An 18916-nucleotide genomic window follows, 5' to 3' on the forward strand; every position below is an offset into this window, starting at 1 on the left:
GTGAACTTGAAACCCGCGCTTGCGGATTAGACAAATGGAAAAAGTATGAAGAACTGGAGAACACTTCTCCTCGGCGTGACGCTTTGTGCCAGCACTGCGTTTGCTGCCCCTCAGGAAGTTGATAAAGTTGCCGCCGTCGTTAACAACGGCGTGGTATTGCAAAGTGACGTTGATAGCTTGTTTAATTCTGTAAAACAGCAGGCACAGCAGGCTAAACAGCAGTTGCCGGATGATGCGACTCTGCGTCACCAGATCCTCGACCGTTTGATCATGGATCAGATCCAGTTACAAATGGCGACCCGAATGGGCATCACGCCAACCGATCAGGACGTGGATAAAGCCATTGCAGGTATTGCACAGCAAAACAACATTTCTGTTGATCAACTGCGCAGCCGTCTGGCTTATGACGGAATGAACTACAGCACTTACCGTACGCAGATTCGCAAGGAAATGATCATCAGCGAAGTACGTAACAGTGAAGTGCGTCGCCGTGTCACCATACTGCCTCAGGAAGTGGATCAGCTTGCCAAACAGGTTGCGGCGCAAAACGGCAGCGGTGCTGAATTCAACCTCAGCCATATTCTGTTGCCACTGCCAGAAAACCCAACTCAGGATCAGGTTGATTCTGCAGAACAGCTGGCGAAGAAAATTGTTGCTGATCTGAACAATGGTGCGGACTTTGGCAAACTGGCTATCACCTACTCGGCTGATTCCCAGGCACTGAAAGGCGGCAACATGGGCTGGGGCAAATTGCAGGAACTGCCTTCCCTGTTTGCTCAGGCGTTAAGCACCGCTCAGAAAGGCCAGGTCATTGGCCCGATTCGTTCTGGTGTTGGTTTCCACATTCTGAAAGTGAACGATATCCGTGGCGACAATAAAACGGTTTCTGTCACCGAGGTTCACGCCCGTCACATCCTGCTGAAACCTTCTGTCGTAATGACGGATGCGCAGGCGCGGGCGAAACTGGAACAGGTTGCGGCTGATATTAAGAGCGGTAAAGCCACATTCGCTGATGAAGCCAAACAGCTTTCTCAGGATCCTGGCTCTGCTAATCAGGGCGGCGATTTAGGTTGGGCGTCACCAGATATGTACGATCCTGCATTCCGTGATGCGTTGATGAACCTGAAAAAAGGCGAAATCAGTGCACCGGTTCACTCTTCGTTTGGCTGGCACTTGATCCAACTTATCGACACCCGTCAGGTCGATAAAACAGATGCGGCACAGAAAGAACGTGCTTACCGCATGCTGTTCAACCGCAAATTTGCGGAAGAAGCCCAGACATGGATGCAGGAACAACGTGCTGAAGCGTATGTGAAAATTATGGATGGGAATGGAAAATAATACTTCCGTGACAAAATCTGTGGTCATTACCCCCGGCGAACCGGCCGGGGTTGGGCCGGATCTGGTACTGGCGCTGGCTCAGCAGGCATGGCCTGTTGAGTTAGTGGTCTGTGCCGATCCGGCCTTACTGCTTGAACGTGCTGAGAAACTCGGCCTGAATATCCGCTTACGCGATTATCAGAGAGCGCGTCCGCCAGAGCCTCAGGCTGCGGGCACATTGACCGTTTTGCCTGTTAAACTCGCCGTCCCGGTGACCGCAGGTAAACTTGATGTGGCTAATGCGCCCTACGTGGTGGAAACGCTGGCACGTGCCTGCGACGGTGCTATCAGCGGTGAATTCGCTGCACTGATCACCGGCCCGGTTCAAAAAAGCATTATCAACGATGCCGGAATTCCCTTCATCGGCCATACCGAATTCTTTGCTGACCGCAGCCATTGCGACCGTGTTGTGATGATGCTGGCAACCGAAGAGTTGCGCGTTGCGCTGGCGACCACGCATTTGCCTTTGCTGGCAGTGCCTGGTGCAATTACCCGCGAATGCCTGCATGAAGTCATCACCATTTTGCATCATGATCTGAAAACCAAATTTGGTATTACCGAGCCGCAAATTTATGTGTGTGGCCTGAATCCACATGCCGGCGAAGGTGGCCACATGGGGCACGAAGAGATCGACATTATCATTCCTGCACTGGACGAACTGCGCCAGCAAGGGATGAATCTCATCGGCCCGCTGCCCGCTGATACGTTATTCCAGCCTAAATATCTGCAACATGCCGATGCTGTTTTATCGATGTATCACGATCAGGGCCTTCCGGTGCTAAAATATCAGGGATTTGGTCGCGCAGTGAATATCACACTCGGCCTGCCTTTTATCCGGACTTCCGTTGATCACGGTACCGCCCTTGAACTCGCCGCCACCGGCACCGCCGATGCGGGCAGTTTCAAGACAGCAATAAATCTCGCCATTCACATGGCAAATAACAGCAACGATAAATAACAACAATGAATAGTAGAGTCCACCAAGGTCACTTTGCCCGTAAACGTTTTGGGCAAAACTTCTTAACCGATCAGTTTGTTATCGATAGCATCGTGTCGGCCATTCACCCTATGCCGGGCGAGGCTGTCGTTGAAATCGGTCCCGGTCTGGCGGCGTTAACTGAGCCTGTTGCTTCGCGCCTGGACAGCATGACGGTCATCGAACTCGACCGCGATCTGGCAACGCGTCTGGAAAATAACCCTAAGTTTCAGGGCAAACTGCGGGTCATCCAGTCTGATGCGATGAAAATCAATTTCGGCGAACTGTCTGAAGAGCTCGGTCAGCCGCTGCGTGTCTTTGGTAACCTGCCGTACAACATTTCTACGCCGCTGATGTTCCATTTGTTCACTTATACCAACGCCATCAAAGACATGCATTTTATGTTGCAGAAGGAAGTGGTAAACCGTCTGGTTGCAGGCCCGAACAGCAAAGCGTATGGTCGTTTAACGGTGATGGCGCAATATTACTGCAATGTGATCCCGGTTCTGGAAGTTCCACCAGAATCCTTCACACCGGCGCCTAAAGTGGAATCCGCTGTGGTACGTTTAGTGCCGCATGAAGTGATCCCGTATCCGGTGCCTGATATTCGCATTCTGAGCCGTCTGACCACGGATGCTTTCAACCAGCGTCGTAAAACAGTGCGTAACAGCCTCGGCCACCTGTTCACTTCTGAACAAATGACCGAACTGGGTTTAGATCTCAGCATGCGTGCTGAAAATATTTCTGTAGAGCAATTCTGTAAACTGGCTAACTGGTTGTCCACACGACCTAAAACCCCGGAACTTCAGGAGTAGCGTTATGCTTAATTCGCCCCGCGTTTGTGTTCAGGTGCAAAGTATCTACGTTGAGTCACAGTCGATACCCGAAGAAGAACGTTTTGTCTTCGCTTACACCATCACCATCCGCAATCTGGGGCGTTTTAATGTGCAACTGCTTCGCCGTTACTGGCTGATAACCAACAGTAACGGTCGCCAGACTGAAGTCCAGGGTGAAGGGGTCATCGGTGAACAACCGCTGATCCTGCCAGGCAATGAATTTTACTATACCAGCGGCGCCATTTTAGAAACGCCACTGGGCACGATGGAAGGCCATTATGAAATGGTCGCACAAGACGGTGAAACCTTCCGTGTGCCTGTTCCGGTCTTCCGCCTCGCCATCCCTACGCTGATAAATTAATCCTCATGTCGACATATCTTATTGGTGATGTTCACGGCTGCATCGATGAACTCAAGGCGCTATTGGCGCAGGTGGATTTTAATCCGCAAAACGATGTCCTGTGGCTGACGGGTGATTTAGTCGCCCGCGGTCCGTCCTCGCTCGAAGTGCTGCGTTTTGTCAGCGGTTTGGGGGATTGTGTCCGGATGGTGCTCGGTAACCACGATCTGCATCTGCTGGCGGTTTACGCGGGGATCAGTTTCAACAAACCGAAAGACCGCATCACGCCCTTGCTTGAAGCCGAAGACGCTGACGAACTGATCAACTGGTTGCGCCGCCAGCCGGTACTGCAGGTTGATGAAGATCTGAAGCTGGTCATGGCCCACGCAGGGATCACGCCGCAATGGGATCTCGACACCGCTCAAATGTGCGCCCGTGAAGTGGAAGCCGTCCTGAGCAGCGATACTTATCCGCTGTTTCTGGATGCGATGTATGGCGATATGCCGAATAACTGGCATCCTGAACTGACGGGTCTGGCGCGTTTGCGTTTCAGCACCAATGCTTTCACCCGCATGCGTTATTGCTTCCCGAACGGACAACTGGATATGATCTGCAAAGATATCCCGGAAAACGCGCCGAAGCCGCTGAAACCCTGGTTTGATATTCCGGGGCCTTTACAGGAAGCAGGCTACAGTATTGCGTTCGGACACTGGGCATCACTGGAAGGGAAAGGCACGCCGGAAGGCATTTATGCGCTGGATACCGGCTGCTGCTGGGGCGGTGACCTGACCATGCTGCGCTGGGAAGACAAAACCTACTTCGCCCAGCCTTCAAACCGCCAGAGCGAAAAACAGCACTCTGAGATCCCGAAAGCCGTTTGATCAAACAGCGGACATTCAGACAGCAAAAAGGCACCTGCAAAAGGTGCCTTTTTATTGTCACACGGCTCGCGCAGCCGTAGGATCAGGCGCGGCGATCAAGGATTTCGAAGCAATAACCATGAGAGTTCTGCTCATCCGCATCGTGGAATTCGCTGAATGTGCTTTCCCAGTCATCCGGCTCATAATCAGGGAAATGTGTATCCCCTTCGACTTCGGCATCAATGTGAGTCAGATATAAACGATTGGCCTTCGGCAGCAGTTGCTCATACACGCGGCCGCCCCCCATCACCATCACTTCTTCCACATCGCCGGCAGCCGCCAGCGCAGCGTCAACAGACGTTACCCAGGTCACACCTTCATGCTCGCCCGGTTTAGAGCTGATGACAATATTCAGCCGGCCAGGCAACGGGCGTCCGATTGACTCAAACGTCTTTCGCCCCATGATGACGGGTTTGTTGAGCGTATTACGCTTAAACCAGGCCAGATCACCAGGTAAATGCCAAGGCATAGCGTTTTCCATGCCAATAACGCGATCGGTCGCCAGTGCGGCGATCAGGCTAATAATCATTGTGAAGCCCTGTGTAGAAAAAGGATTTGTGCGTGACCCCAAAAAAGAGCTGCCACTATACGGAAAGCCCCATCAGCCGTCGATAGGGAGACCCACGCTTTACAAAGATATAAGAGAGCTCTTACCCTGCCGGGATATTCCCCGCCAAAAGTAGCGGTTCCGGCGGTAAAGGACGCTCAAAAGCAGGAAGGTACCGCCGTAATCCAGTCGAAAATGCTGAAGCGCTCACCTGCTTTTTTGCATGGTAGCTCCACGTTGTACAACAACGCTTACACACCGGGGCGTTTACGGTACAGCCACAATCCCGGTAACGATAATCCGATAGATAATGCCCCGACGATAAAACTGGCTTTCAGAAAATTGGTGAGTGCCGTCGATAGCAATGCTTCGCTGTAGCCCAGATGCGAAATCTCCACGACTGAGATCATCGCCGTGTAGGCAGAAATGCCGGGGAACATCGGTATAACAGCGGCAACGGTGAAAACTTTAGGATGCGCCAGTAACCAGCGTGACCATCGAATGCCCATAATGCCAATCAGTATAGCTGCCAGCAGGGAGGCCCATTCGATGTTTATCCCGCCGTGGATCAGCAACATCCGCGTGCCATGGCCAACTGCGCCGAGCAGTGCGCAATAACGTAATGCCCGCGGCGGCACATTAAACACCATCGCAAAGCCCAGTGCGGGCACGGCAGCGAAAAGCATATCCTGAATCAGTGCCCATAAAAGGCTCATGACCACCCCCGTAAACCCCACAATGCCATTGCCATGACCACACCAATGCAGGTCGCCAGTGTCAGCAGGCTGGCCATAGTCCAGCGCGCCAGTCCGGTATTCACATGCCCTTTGAACATATCCGCCACGGCATTAATCAGCGGAAACCCCGGCACCAGCAATAACACGCTGGCAGCCATTGCGACGTTTGATGACTGCTGAAAAATGCCCAGCCGCAACAGCAACCCTGAAATGGAAGTCGCCACGAATGCCGTGCAGCAAAAGTTGATGAGCGGATTCATATGCCGTGCAGTAAGGCTCTGGCGTACGGCCATGGCGACGCCGCTGGCAAAAAAAGTGACAATGAATGCATCCCAGCCGCCACCATTAAGTTTGCTGAAACACCCGCAGGAGAGCGCCACCATCAGGATCATCAGCCAGCGCGGATACCGCAGCGGTTTGATTTTTTGCAGGCGTTTTGCCACCAGTTGACTGTCGAGCAGTTTATGCTCGGCCAGGATCACCGTATGTTGGACTTGTGTCACAACCTGCATGTTGATCCCGCGGTCAACATTTTTACGCGTCGAGGTCAGACAATAACCGCCGCTTAAGGTGCTGAGCACAATGGCATTGGCGGAGATCGAGCTTTCCACCCGGTCCATTCCCAGCGCGACGCCAAGCCTCGCCGACAGCTGTTCGACCAGCATACTTTCGGCACCATGCTGCAACAGCATCAGGGCACATTCGATGCACAAACGGGTAATTTCACGTTGATGATGCGCCTCGGGGCTTTCACGCACCGGGTATTCTATGACCGGATCCTGCATACCATTCACCGCCCGCAAAAAAGCAATAAGAGTGATTTAACTTACTGAGGATTGGCGTATCATGCCGCCTTCTTTTGTTCCGAACATTGACGACGGTTATTTTCATGCTTGAAACCACCCTTTTTGTTGCCAGTATCGCCTTCCTCGGCATGCTTTCTCCCGGTCCCGATTTCTTTCTGGTCATCAAAAATGCGGCCCGCTATCCGCGCATCGCGGCACTCATGACGTCACTGGGTGTTATTTGTGGTGTGATTACGCATATGTCTTACTGCGTGGCCGGTCTGGCAGTGGTGATCACCACCACGCCGTGGTTATTTGATTTACTGAAATACGTCGGTGCGGCTTATCTGATCTGGGTCGGTATTCAGGCGTTGTTTTCCCGCAGCAACAGCAAAATGAACCTCGACGGACTGGAGCCACAGCAGGTAAAACTGCGCACCGCGTTCGTGCAGGGTTATCTGTGTAACCTGCTCAATCCAAAGGCGACACTTTTCTTCCTGGCGATGTTTACGCAAGTCTTGCAGATTAACTCCACCTTCGGTGAAAAGCTGTGGTACGCCTCTATAATCGTCGGTTTGTCGGCCATTTGGTGGCCTTCGCTGGCGTTACTTATCCAGAGCCCGCCGGTGCGTCGTGGTCTGGCGAAAGCGCAGAAACTTATCGATAAACTGCTGGGCGGTGTACTGATCGGTTTGGGCATTAAAGTCGCACTGAGCTGAGTTCAGAAAGAAAAAACCGGTGCATCAGGCACCGGTTTTCTGTTTTAACGGCGGCTTAGCCCTTCGCTTCAATCACCTCTTTCTCAGGCGCTTTTCCGTCAATACTGCCACGCCAGCCCTGTTGCTGACCAGAAGCCAGACGCTCCTGATCCTGCTCGATAGCGGCTGTCAGCATATCTTTCGCACGCTGCATGCTGGCGATACGGAACTCAGTATCTTCGTAATTCTCGATAGTAGCCTCCAGCATTTTCAGGTTATAGCGGCGGAACAGATCTGCCTTCTCGCGGGCTTCGTACGCATCCAGCCCCAGCGCCTCCAGCACATCGCGGCCGACGCGCAAGGAGCCTTCAAACAGTTCACGTTCCGGCGCTTCGACACCCAACTGACGCAACTGATACCAGTGATCGACATCACGGGCGCGGGCAATCACTTTCAGATTCGGGAAATGCTCTTTCGCCAGCGCCGTCAGCTGAAGGTTGGCTTCCACATCGTCGATGGCATTAATCAGAACCTTCGCCTGCGCGGCACCGGCGGACTCCAGCAAATCAACGCGTGTGGCGTCGCCGTAAAACACTTTGGTGCCAAATTTACGCAGCGTTTCGATGTGATCAGGATCGTGATCCAGGACCACCGTGTGGACGTTATTTGCCAGCAGTAAACGACCGGCAATCTGACCAAAGCGCCCGAAACCGGCAATAATTACCTGCGCGTTCTCATCATCAATGGTGTCATGCGGACGGTCATCCTTCGGCGCATTGCGCTCAAGGCGCGCGGACAGTACCAGCAGCAATGGCGTCACCGCCATGGAAAGCGCCACAGCCAGCGTCAGGGCCTTCGACCATTCTACCGGCAACACACCTGCCATTTGAGCGGTGCTGAAAATCACAAACGCGAACTCACTGCCCTGCCCGATTAAGATGGCAAACAGGCCGCGCTGCTTTTTCGGCACACCCAGCCATGGCGCAACCAGCCACAACAAGGCGGCTTTCAGCGCCATAAAACCGACCAGCAATGTGGCAATAAGCAGCGGCTGATGGACCAGCGTGCCGAAGTCGATAGACATGCCGACGCCGATAAAGAACAGCCCGAGAAGCAGCCCCTTGAACGGCTGAATATCACTTTCCAGCGCGTGACGGTATTCAGAACTTGCCAGCAAGACACCCGCCAGAAACGCGCCCATCGCCATTGACATACCGGCCATTTCCAGCAGAATACCGAAGCCGAATACCAGAAACAGCGCAACGGCACTGAACACTTCACGCATGCCGGAGCGCGCCACGAAGTGCAGCAAGGGCCGCGTGACATAGCGCCCGAGCAACACCACCAGCACCAGCGCACCGGCCACTTTTGCCGCTGACAAACCAAAACTCATCAGCGTTGTGGCTTCGCCGGTGCTCGCCAGTAAGGGGATCATCGCCACCAGCGGGATGGCGGCGATATCCTGGAACAGCAACACCGCAAAAGCGCTGCGGCCAATGGGGGAAGCCGTCAGGCTGCGCTCACTCATCGCCTGCATGGCAATGGCCGTTGAAGAAAGCGCCAGCGTCAGGCCGATCAACAGGGCGATTTTCCAGTCCAGTCCGAGGAAATAACAGAATGCGCTGAGCACTGCGCCGCAGCCCACCATCTGAATGCTGCCGCCGCCGAAAACCGAGGCACGCATCGTCCACAACCGTTTGGGATCCAGCTCAAGTCCGATGACAAACAGCATCAGCACCACGCCGATCTCCGCAAAGGTCAGAATTGATTCGGCATCAGAGACCAGTTTCAGCCCCCACGGGCCGATAATGCAGCCCGCAATCAGGTAACCGAGCACAGAACCCAGACCCAGACGTACCGCAATCGGCACAAACAGCGCCGCCGAGCCGAGATAAATCAGGCCTTCAATCATCAGGTTATGGTTATCCAAGGCTCACCTCCGGCGGGCAGCCTTCTTTCAGACTCAGGCAGGCGGTTAAACGACGGCGGTATTCTTCTCCCGCCGCTTTCAGCGCCACTTCATCGCAAATGAAGGTGTTGTGCACGGCGAAATACGGCAGCCAGTGCATGCCGCAATAAATGGCTGTCGCCTGTAACGGCTGCGCCAGCACGTCAAAATCGGGGTGATCACCCAGCTCGAAATGGTGCTCGTTACCGCCGGTCGTTACCGCCCACAAGCAATGTTTGCCATTTAAGGCATTGCCTTCATGGCCGTACGCCCAGCCGTGCTCGAGCACTTTGTCGATCCACAGTTTCATCAGTGGCGGCAAGCTGTACCACTGGAGCGGATGCTGGAAGACCACCAGATCTGCACGTTCAACGGCTTTCTGTTCAGCGGCAATGTCGATATTGAAATCGGGATAGAGGTCGTAGAGCGAACGCACTTCGACGTTGGGCAAATCACTGACTGCCGACAGCAGCCCCTGATTGGCTCTTGAATGGCGCGGATAGGGATGGGCGTAAATTATTAAAATCATCTGTGAACTCATATCGACAAAATATGCATTCATCATAAAGTATTTTTAACATTTATTAACTGCCGTAAATACGATGAAAAACAGGGCCCTCAGGCCCTGTCGATTTACATGAAAGGATTCACGGACAACTGACTGCCCCGAGATCCAGCCAGTTGTCACCTGCAACCGGCGTGACACCCCGAGTCCAGACCTTCGCTTTCCAGTTATGGCCGCCGTAAGTGGCCATTTCCCCCTGAACATAGGTGGCCGCATTGTCGTAAGGCAATGTGATATTGCTGACGAGTTGCCACTGATCGCTGCTGCGCGATGGCGGGTTGTTTTGTGTCCAGTATTTCGCCTTCCATATCAGCTGGGTGTAGCTGACGGCATCGCCGGTATTGTAGATTTTGCTGCTGTCCCAGGCAGGCACTTGCGCCGCCGCAGGATCCGTTGTCACACCACACCCGCCCGTGCTCGCCGGGTTAACCGTCAGTTGTAAGCTGGCAGACGTGGATGATTTTCCATCGCTGACCATCACACTGACCGGATACACTGTGCTGCTGGTGACCGCCGGAGCGGTAACGTTGATGGAGCTGGTGGTCAGCGAGCTGGCGCTCAGACCGGCGGGCAACGTCCACTGATACGTGAGCGGATCGTTATTGGCATCCGTCGCCTGTGCCACCAGCGCGAAGGTATTACCTGCCGTTACAGCCATGGTCGCCGGCAACGTCACCACCGGCGGCTGGTTCGCCTGAACCGCCGAGTTTGTCACCTGAACCTGCGCCGTGGCGCTCAGCCCTTGCGGATCGGTCACTTTCAGCTGGAATACCCACACCTGATCTTGCGCGGTAGTAAGGACGTTAAACTGCGCTTTGGCTTTGTCTGCATTGGTCAGCGTCACCGCAGGCCCGGAGACTTTAGTCCACAAATACGTCAGGGCTGCATTTTCCGGATCACGGGAAGCAGAACCATCGAGCGTCACGGTCAACGGACCGGTCACGTTCTGATTTGTCCCGGCACTGGCCAGCGGCGCAAGGTTCGTCGTGCCGCCGCCGGTGCCATTCCCTAAGCCTTCATGCATGGCATTTAAAATATCGCCATTATCCGCATCAATTTCCCATGCAAACAGGCCACCCAGCTGATTAGCCAAAACATATTTACCTTTCGCGACCACTGAACGGTTGTCGTCGTAAGTGATCAAATCGCCGGTGGAAGGCTTCCACAAATACGGTGCTTCAGCTGCGGCATCATACTTGTACTGCCAGTCACTGTTGGCTTTAAGTTTCGCCACCTGACGGTAATCAAGAATGCCATTTTCCCAGGTACCGGCGGTCGGGCCGGTCGCGGTCCCGGTGAAAGGATCGTTATTCTGGAAATTCTTCACCCCCGTCCAGCCGCGCCCATACATGGCCGCACCCACTACAATTTTGCCTGGCGTCACACCCTGTGAAAGCAACGCCTGCACGCCATGATCGGTGGTGTAATCGGTATCGGGTTTCGAGGCGGAGCCGTACAACGCAGTTTGGTGTCCCAGCGTCGTCAGTGAGAAAGCACCATAGAAGTCATAGCTCATCAGGAAAATATGATCCATATACTGCTGCGCGGCGCTGTAATCCACGTTATCAATTTTGTCCCGGCCTGCACTGATCGCCGAACTCAGTTCATAGGTTTTTCCTGTTTGGGCGGATAATTCATTGAGCATAGTCCGCAGCTCTTTCATCAGCTGCACATAGGTATCTCCATCCGCCGTGCTGCCCAGTGCAGGATTTTCACCGCCACCGCCCGGAAATTCCCAGTCGATATCCACACCGTCGAAGAATTTCCAGGTTTGCAGAAACTCCTTCACCGAGGCCACAAAAACATCCCGCTTCGCTTTGTCTTTCATGAAATAGAACGGGTCGGATAGCGTCCAGCCACCGATGGAAGGGACAATTTTCAGATTCGGGTAGGCTTTCTTCAGCGCCATCAGCTGGCCGAAATTGCCTTTGTAAGGCGCAGAATATTCACTGACACCTTGCTGAGGCATTTGCACTGCAGCCCAGGGATCATGGATCGCGACTTTAAAATCCTGACGCCCTGCACAGGCGCGTTGCAAGGCCTGAAAACTGCCCTCAATGCTTTTTAAGCTGTCGTTAATCCCATCCCCGCCGCAAATCGGCGTAAAGCCGTACAGGATATGAGTCAGGTTCTGCGCAGGGATTTTATCCACCGGGAACCCGCGACCGTACACGCCCCACTCGACAAAATAAGCGCCTACGACCTTGCCGGATTTATTGTTATAAGGCTGGTTGTTTTCCTTCAGCGTGCTGGTCAATGGTAGCAAATGGCTGCCATCGGTATCCGCCACTACAATTTGTTTGGCGTCACTGGTGGTACAGCCTTCGCTGTTACATAACGCAACCTGCAACTGATAGCGCCCGCCTTTATTGACAGCAAACGTGGCGCTGCCCGTTGCGCCGGAAGGGCCGCTCCAGACCTGCGCACCGTTCAGTAACACTTTGGCCGTCTGCCCTGCATCGCCGGTCCACAAATTCCAGGTGACGGTGACATCCGCCGCATTCTTTACAGTGACCAGTTGATTGTAGGCCGAGGCGGACTGATTGATATCAATGATGGCAAAGGTGGTTTCATCCGCACCGAGTGTCGGCTTTCCGGGAAGTGCCGCCTGTGAGACCGGCGCAAGAACCGCGCCGATGAGTAAAGCCAGAAGGGTGACAGGTGTTTTGTACATGTGAAATTCCTCATTTTGACTGAAAGCGCTGCAAGAAGGGTTAATTCTCGATGTGAACTAACCCAAGCTCCGAGTATAAAATCAGGAACAAAAACATAACAATAATTAAACATTAAAACATCATGACACCCATCACATTAACACAAAATATCGATCTAAAATAATAACTTATGATAAATTCACTTTCATATGAAGACTTTCATACATAAAAAATATAACTTTAATGATAAACATACTTAATGATTATATTTAACATTTTAGCCAAACACATATAAAAAAAAAGCCCGCCCCTTGCGGGAGCGGGCGTCTTAACGACCGGATGGAAACAGAAGATACTTATTTGCTGATTTTGGCGTGCATTTCCTGCACTGAAATCACCTGTTCAGTCGGGTCAGAAGATAATGCCATTGCCGTCGCGAAACCACCGTTCAGCGTAGTGTCGTAATGCACTTTGTATTGCAGCGCACTGCGACGGATAAGCTTGGAGTCTTCAATCGCCTGACGACCCGCCGTGGTGTTCACGATATACACATATTCGCCGTTCTTGATACGGTCCTGAATATGCGGACGGCCTTCATGCACCTTGTTGACCAGACGCGGGTTAATCCCGGCTTCGCCCAGCACTACCGCAGTACCGTGAGTCGCATCCAGCTCGAAACCGCGTTTCAGCAGTTTCGCGGCCAGATCCACCACACGGCCTTTGTCGCCTTCACGAACCGACAACAGTGCGCGTCCGGCTTTCTTCATGCCGGAGTTGCTTCCCAGTTGCGCTTTGGCAAAGGCTTCTGCGAAGGTACGGCCAACGCCCATCACTTCACCGGTAGAACGCATTTCCGGCCCAAGAATCGGGTCAACGCCAGGGAATTTGTTGAACGGCAACACCACTTCTTTCACGGAGTAGTAAGGCGGGATGACTTCTTCGGTAATGCCCTGCTCTGCCAGAGTCTGACCTGCCATCACGCGCGCGGCGACTTTTGCCAGCGCCACACCGGTCGCTTTGGACACGAACGGAACGGTACGTGCAGCACGCGGGTTGACTTCAATCAGGTAGACTTCGTTGTTCTTCACGGCGAACTGGACGTTCATCAGGCCGCGAACGCTCAGCTCGAAGGCCAGTTTCTCGACCTGCTGACGCATCACATCCTGAATCTCTTTGCTCAGCGTGTAGCACGGCAGCGAACATGCAGAGTCACCGGAGTGAACGCCCGCCTGTTCGATGTGCTCCATGATACCGCCAATCAGCACGCGCTCACCGTCGCAGATAGCATCAACGTCAACTTCTACGGCGTCGTCAAGGAAACGGTCCAGCAGAACCGGTGCGTCGTTCGACACGCTGACGGCGTTCTGGAAGTAACGGCGCAGGTCGATTTCGTCGTATACGATTTCCATCGCGCGGCCACCCAGAACATAAGACGGACGTACCACCAGCGGATAACCGATACCCGCAGCTTTCTCAACAGCCTGTTCGATAGTCGCGACTGTGGCGTTTGCCGGTTGTTTCAGGCCCAGACGGTTAACCGCCTGCTGGAAACGTTCACGGTCTTCGGCGCGGTCGATGGCATCCGGGCTGGTGCCGATAATTGGCACGCCAGCGGCTTCCAGTTCACGCGCCAGTTTCAGCGGAGTCTGGCCGCCGTACTGAACAATCACGCCTTTCGGCTGTTCGATACGCACGATTTCCAGCACGTCTTCCAGAGTGACGGATTCGAAGTACAGGCGGTCAGAGGTATCATAATCGGTAGACACAGTTTCCGGGTTACAGTTAACCATGATGGTTTCGTAACCGTCCTCACGCAGCGCCAGCGAGGCGTGTACGCAGCAATAATCGAACTCGATACCCTGACCGATACGGTTTGGACCACCGCCCAGCACCATGATTTTTGGCTTATCATTGGTCGGGTTAGATTCACACTCTTCTTCATACGTGGAGTACATGTAGGCGGTATCGGTAGAGAATTCCGCCGCACAGGTATCAACACGTTTGTAGACCGGGTGCAGGTTGTATTTGTGACGCAGTTTGCGCACTTCGCTTTCTGACACGCCGACCAGTTTAGCCAGACGCAGATCCGCAAAGCCTTTACGCTTGAGCATGCGCAGGTAGTCGTGGGTCAGAATGTTGAAGCCGCCCTCGGCCACTTCATTTTCCAGTTTCACCAGCTCTTCAATCTGCACCAGGAACCAGCGGTCCACGTTGGTCAGGTTGAAGATGCCGTCAACAGACATCCCGGCACGGAAGGCATCAGCGATATACCAGATACGCTCGGCACCGGCTTCTTTCAGTTCACGACGAATTTTGGTCAGCGCTTCCGGATCATCCAGACTCACTTTCGGGTCGAAACCGCTCGCGCCGACTTCCAGGCCGCGCAAGGCTTTTTGCAGAGATTCCTGCTGTGTACGACCAATCGCCATCACTTCGCCGACAGATTTCATCTGCGTGGTCAGACGGTCGTTGGCACCGGCAAATTTCTCGAAGTTGAAGCGAGGAATTTTAGTCACAACGTAGTCGATAGACGGTTCAAACGACGCTGGCGTTTTGCCGCCGGTGATATCGTTCATCAACTCATCGAGGGTGTAACCCACCGCCAGTTTCGCCGCCACTTTAGCAATCGGGAAACCGGTCGCTTTGGAGGCCAGGGCTGAGGAACGGGAGACACGCGGGTTCATTTCGATAACAATCAGACGACCATTTTTCGGGTTCACCGAGAACTGAACGTTGGAGCCACCGGTTTCTACGCCGATTTCACGCAGCACCGCCATCGAGGCGTTACGCATGATTTGGTATTCTTTGTCGGTCAGGGTCTGCGCTGGCGCCACGGTAATGGAGTCACCGGTGTGGATGCCCATCGCATCGAAGTTTTCAATGGAGCAGACGATGATGCAGTTGTCGTTTTTATCACGCACCACTTCCATCTCGTACTCTTTCCAGCCAATCAGCGACTCATCAATCAGCAGCTCTTTGGTCGGGGAAAGATCCAGCCCGCGTTCGCAAATCTCTTCGAACTCTTCACGGTTGTACGCAATACCGCCACCGGTGCCGCCCATAGTGAATGACGGACGGATGATGCACGGAAAGCCAACGTCAGCGGCAACCGCCAGCGCTTCTTCCATCGTGTGTGCAATACCGGAACGTGCGGTGTCGAGGCCGATTTTTTTCATCGCCACGTCGAAACGGCGACGATCTTCAGCTTTATCAATGGCGTCTGCGGTCGCGCCAATCATGGTCACACCGAATTCTTCCAGCACGCCCTGACGTTCCAGTTCCAGTGCACAATTCAGTGCGGTCTGGCCGCCCATCGTTGGCAGCACGGCATCGGGACGTTCTTTTTCGATAATTTTGCGCACAACTTCCCAGTGGATCGGCTCGATGTAAGTCGCATCCGCCATTTCAGGGTCAGTCATGATCGTTGCCGGGTTGGAGTTCACCAGAATGACGCGGTAACCCTCTTCACGCAGCGCTTTACACGCCTGTGCGCCGGAGTAGTCAAATTCACAAGCCTGGCCGATAACAATCGGGCCGGCGCCCAGAATCAGGATGCTTTTTATGTCTGTACGTTTTGGCATTTTTTATTCGCTCCTGTTATCTGGCGTTGTTTGTGCGAAAAGCTTCAATCAGTTCGATAAAGTGGTCAAACAGCGGTGCCGCATCGTGCGGGCCCGGGCTCGCTTCAGGGTGGCCCTGGAAGCTGAACGCCGCTTTATCGGTACGGTGGATACCCTGCACCGTATGGTCAAACAATGATTTGTGCGTCACGCGCAGATTGGCTGGCAGGCCGGATTCATCAACCGCAAAGCCGTGGTTCTGTGCGGTGATCATCACGATATTTTTATCGAGATCTTTTACCGGATGGTTACCGCCGTGGTGGCCGAGTTTCATTTTCACGGTCTTCGCGCCGCTGGCGAGTGCCAGTAACTGATGGCCGAGGCAGATACCGAAGACCGGTATGTCGGTTTCCAGGAAGGTTTTGATGGCGGCGATGGCGTAATCACAAGGCTCCGGATCGCCCGGGCCGTTGGACAGGAAGATGCCGTCCGGATTCATTTTCAGGACGTCTTCTGCCGGAGTCTGTGCAGGAACGACCGTCAGGCGGCATCCGCGATCCACCAGCATGCGCAGGATATTGCGTTTCGCGCCGTAGTCATAAGCCACCACGTGGAATGGCAAGTCTTCGGCTTTTTTTGCTTCAGGCAGTTCGCCTTCCAGAGTCCAGCTACCTTGTTGCCAGCGGTAAGATTCCGTCGTGGTCACTTCTTTCGCCAGATCCATGCCTTTCAGGCCCGGGAATGCTTTGGCTTTTTGCAGCGCCAGTTCAGCATCCGGTGAATCGCCCGCGATAATACAGCCGTTCTGTGCGCCTTTTTCGCGTAACAGACGGGTCAGTTTGCGGGTATCAATATCGGCGATGGCAACGATATTGTTGCGCTTGAGGTAATCAGAAAGATTTTCTTCACTGCGGTAGTTGCTGGCTATCAGGGGTAAATCACGGATGACCAAGCCTTGAGCATGTACTGCGGAGGATTCTTCATCAGCGGCATTGGTGCCGACATTACCGATATGGGGATAAGTGAGAGTGACAATCTGGCGGGAATAGGAAGGATCAGTGAGGATTTCTTGATAACCGGTCATCGACGTATTGAAGACCACTTCCCCCACTGCCGACCCTTCTGCCCCGATGGCCCGACCGTGGAATTGGGTTCCGTCTTCCAGAACCAATAGCGCTGACTTTATCAAAGCATCCTCCAAGAATAATAAATCACAATATCTGCATATTAATTCAGATAACCCGATCTAAATCAATGCAAAAATCGCTCCCGAAGCCAATTTTTGGCAAATTGCGCGCATTCTAATGATGGCAGTTCGGTTTGTCTACCAAAAGCGCCAATATTTCTCTGTTTTTCGCACAACTCAGTGAAAACGGACTCTCACTGCCATAAAAACACAGCCTAAGTCAGTATAGTAACCGTTTGCGGAAGAGGATGTCTGAAAAATGACGAAGAAAGGAGTTTTGTTACAGCTCAGGGAAACAAGGAAGTACAAAAAACAAACAATACAGCAAGAGAAATCGGGGTAAAGTCAGTAAAACACAGGATTCAAAATTAAAACAAACCCAAATAGCCATTTTAAATAAAAAAGAGAAGGGCAATCAAGGAACTGCCCTTTTATCAAAAGATTATGACCAAAACAACCACATCACATCTAAAACGTTGACTACAAATCTTCTAAACCAAGGACATCCCGCATGTCATAAAGACCACTTTTATGCGAGAAAAGCCATTTTCCTGCACGAACTGCGCCATTTGCGAAGGTCATACGGCTGGAAGCCTTATGGGTAATCTCAACACGCTCCCCGATATCGGCAAACATCGCGGTATGTTCACCGACGATATCGCCGGCACGAATGGTGGCAAAACCAATACTTTTTGGATCACGTTCACCGGTATGACCTTCACGGGCATACACCGCACAATCTTTCAGATCACGCCCTAACGCATCAGCAATCGCTTCACCCATTGCCAGTGCTGTGCCTGATGGTGCATCAACTTTATGACGGTGGTGCGCTTCCACGATTTCAATATCCGTGTAATCGCCCATGACTTTGGCCGCTTTTTCCAGCAGCTTGAGGACAACATTCACGCCCACGCTGAAGTTGGCCGCAAAAACCACCGGAATGACCTCAGAAGCCTGCTTAATTGCAGCCTTACCGGCATCGTCAAAGCCCGTAGTGCCGATAATCATACCTTTATGGTGTTTCTGGCAAAATTCCAGATGAGCCAGGGTGCCTTCCGGACGGGTGAAGTCGATCAAAATATCGAAGTCATTCTTCACGGCATCCAGATTGTCATGCACTTTAATGCCAGCAGTACCCACGCCAGCCAGTTCACCCGCATCGGTGCCCACTAAGGAAGAACCGGTACGTTCCAGCGCTGCGCCCAACACCACGCCTTCGGCGTCAGAGATGGCCTGAATCAGCTGCCGGCCCATACGGCCACCCGCGCCAACAACAGCCATGCGAATATCAGCGTTACTCATAATTACTCTCTTCTTTTTGTGGTTCTGCCGTGAAACAGAATCAGGTTATCGACCCCGCGATCTGGGAGCCAGCAAAATTGCCTCATAATTAGAAAATTATGATACAGCCCCGTTAATATCAGTAAAAGCCATCTGGTTTCAGGTTACGCAATCTGTGATTTTGTGTTAAACGACTGGCAAAACTGGAACTAACGGACAAAAAAACACCAAAAAGCCCGCCTTAATGCGGCTCGCATAACCATGCAATGTAGTGCATAAGTTTCAGCTTTCGTCCGCCCTTCTCCCTGCATCTTTCGCGACACTGATTTTATCACTCTCCCCCAGGGCACCGTCTGACAATATGTATTAAAGGAGAAAGAAGAATATGACGGTGATTTCTGAAAACGCGTATTCACATCCTTGCGTGAGACAGATAAGCAGCAAACAAAACATTTCTTAGATCTGAAACATTAAATTTTTATTATATATGGCGAAATAATATT

15 protein-coding genes are annotated in these 18916 nt (G+C 52.9%); 6 read left to right on the forward strand and 9 right to left on the reverse strand.

The window, feature by feature from the left end:
* Window positions 1-45: 45 nt before the first annotated feature.
* Genes surA through apaH form a run of 5 tightly spaced genes read left to right on the forward strand, consistent with a single transcriptional unit; the run spans window position 46 to window position 4413 of the window.
* Entirely contained in the window at window positions 46-1341 is a 1296-nt protein-coding gene (surA, locus tag UC14_RS03785) for a peptidylprolyl isomerase SurA (protein ID WP_013577042.1), read from the forward strand.
* Complete coding sequence (pdxA, locus tag UC14_RS03790; protein WP_112197263.1) at window positions 1331-2338, forward strand: 4-hydroxythreonine-4-phosphate dehydrogenase PdxA; 1008 nt, start codon at window positions 1331-1333, stop codon at window positions 2336-2338. The genes surA and pdxA overlap by 11 nt, the downstream gene beginning before the upstream one ends.
* 5 nt (window positions 2339-2343) lie before the next feature.
* Window positions 2344-3171: a 16S rRNA (adenine(1518)-N(6)/adenine(1519)-N(6))-dimethyltransferase RsmA gene (rsmA, locus tag UC14_RS03795; protein WP_112197249.1), complete on the forward strand. Its 828-nt coding sequence runs from the start codon at window positions 2344-2346 to the stop codon at window positions 3169-3171.
* Between the two features lie 4 nt (window positions 3172-3175).
* Complete coding sequence (gene apaG / locus UC14_RS03800; protein WP_013577045.1) at window positions 3176-3553, forward strand: Co2+/Mg2+ efflux protein ApaG; 378 nt, start codon at window positions 3176-3178, stop codon at window positions 3551-3553.
* Between the two features lie 5 nt (window positions 3554-3558).
* Window positions 3559-4413 (forward strand): bis(5'-nucleosyl)-tetraphosphatase (symmetrical) ApaH, encoded by an 855-nt coding sequence (gene apaH / locus UC14_RS03805; RefSeq protein ID WP_013577046.1) that lies wholly within the window; start codon window positions 3559-3561, stop codon window positions 4411-4413.
* Window positions 4414-4495: 82 nt separating this feature from the next.
* Here the strand turns inward: apaH and folA are convergent, their stop codons facing one another.
* From folA to UC14_RS03820, 3 genes are all read right to left on the reverse strand, one after another.
* Window positions 4496-4981, reverse strand: coding sequence for a type 3 dihydrofolate reductase (gene folA / locus UC14_RS03810; protein WP_013577047.1), 486 nt, complete (start codon window positions 4979-4981; stop codon window positions 4496-4498).
* A 269-nt stretch (window positions 4982-5250) separates the two neighbouring features.
* The gene (locus tag UC14_RS03815) at window positions 5251-5715 is read right to left on the reverse strand and encodes a threonine/serine exporter (protein ID WP_037033453.1); all 465 of its coding nucleotides are present in this window, start codon (window positions 5713-5715) and stop codon (window positions 5251-5253) included.
* Window positions 5712-6521 (reverse strand): threonine/serine exporter ThrE family protein, encoded by an 810-nt coding sequence (locus tag UC14_RS03820; RefSeq protein WP_037033454.1) that lies wholly within the window; start codon window positions 6519-6521, stop codon window positions 5712-5714. Before UC14_RS03820 ends, UC14_RS03815 begins: the two co-directional genes overlap by 4 nt.
* Before the next feature lie 104 nt (window positions 6522-6625).
* On the opposite strand from UC14_RS03820, the gene UC14_RS03825 reads away from it, so the two are divergent.
* A complete protein-coding gene (locus UC14_RS03825; protein ID WP_013577050.1) occupies window positions 6626-7240 on the forward strand; it encodes a LysE family translocator in 615 nt (204 codons plus the stop codon).
* A gap of 55 nt (window positions 7241-7295) precedes the next feature.
* Here the strand turns inward: UC14_RS03825 and kefC are convergent, their stop codons facing one another.
* The 6 genes from kefC to dapB form a co-directional block, all read right to left on the reverse strand.
* A complete protein-coding gene (gene kefC, locus UC14_RS03830; RefSeq protein ID WP_037033455.1) occupies window positions 7296-9149 on the reverse strand; it encodes a glutathione-regulated potassium-efflux system protein KefC in 1854 nt (617 codons plus the stop codon).
* Window positions 9142-9696: a glutathione-regulated potassium-efflux system oxidoreductase KefF gene (kefF, locus tag UC14_RS03835; RefSeq protein ID WP_013577052.1), complete on the reverse strand. Its 555-nt coding sequence runs from the start codon at window positions 9694-9696 to the stop codon at window positions 9142-9144. The genes kefC and kefF overlap by 8 nt, the downstream gene beginning before the upstream one ends.
* Before the next feature lie 118 nt (window positions 9697-9814).
* A complete protein-coding gene (locus tag UC14_RS03840; RefSeq protein WP_112197250.1) occupies window positions 9815-12406 on the reverse strand; it encodes a glycosyl hydrolase family 18 protein in 2592 nt (863 codons plus the stop codon).
* Window positions 12407-12742: 336 nt separating this feature from the next.
* On the reverse strand, window positions 12743-15967 hold the full coding sequence (carB, locus tag UC14_RS03845; RefSeq protein WP_013577054.1) for a carbamoyl-phosphate synthase large subunit: 3225 nt from the start codon (window positions 15965-15967) through the stop codon (window positions 12743-12745).
* Window positions 15968-15983: 16 nt separating this feature from the next.
* On the reverse strand, window positions 15984-17135 hold the full coding sequence (carA, locus tag UC14_RS03850; RefSeq protein ID WP_013577055.1) for a glutamine-hydrolyzing carbamoyl-phosphate synthase small subunit: 1152 nt from the start codon (window positions 17133-17135) through the stop codon (window positions 15984-15986).
* Between the two features lie 477 nt (window positions 17136-17612).
* Window positions 17613-18434 carry a 4-hydroxy-tetrahydrodipicolinate reductase gene (gene dapB, locus UC14_RS03855; protein ID WP_013577056.1) on the reverse strand — a complete coding sequence of 274 codons (822 nt, stop codon included), beginning with the start codon at window positions 18432-18434 and terminating at the stop codon, window positions 17613-17615.
* Between the last annotated feature and the right edge of the window lie 482 nt (window positions 18435-18916).

Origin of the sequence: Rahnella sp. NRRL B-41462, from assembly GCF_003263525.1 — a bacterium.
GTDB classification, from domain to species: Bacteria; Pseudomonadota; Gammaproteobacteria; order Enterobacterales; family Enterobacteriaceae; genus Rahnella; species Rahnella aceris.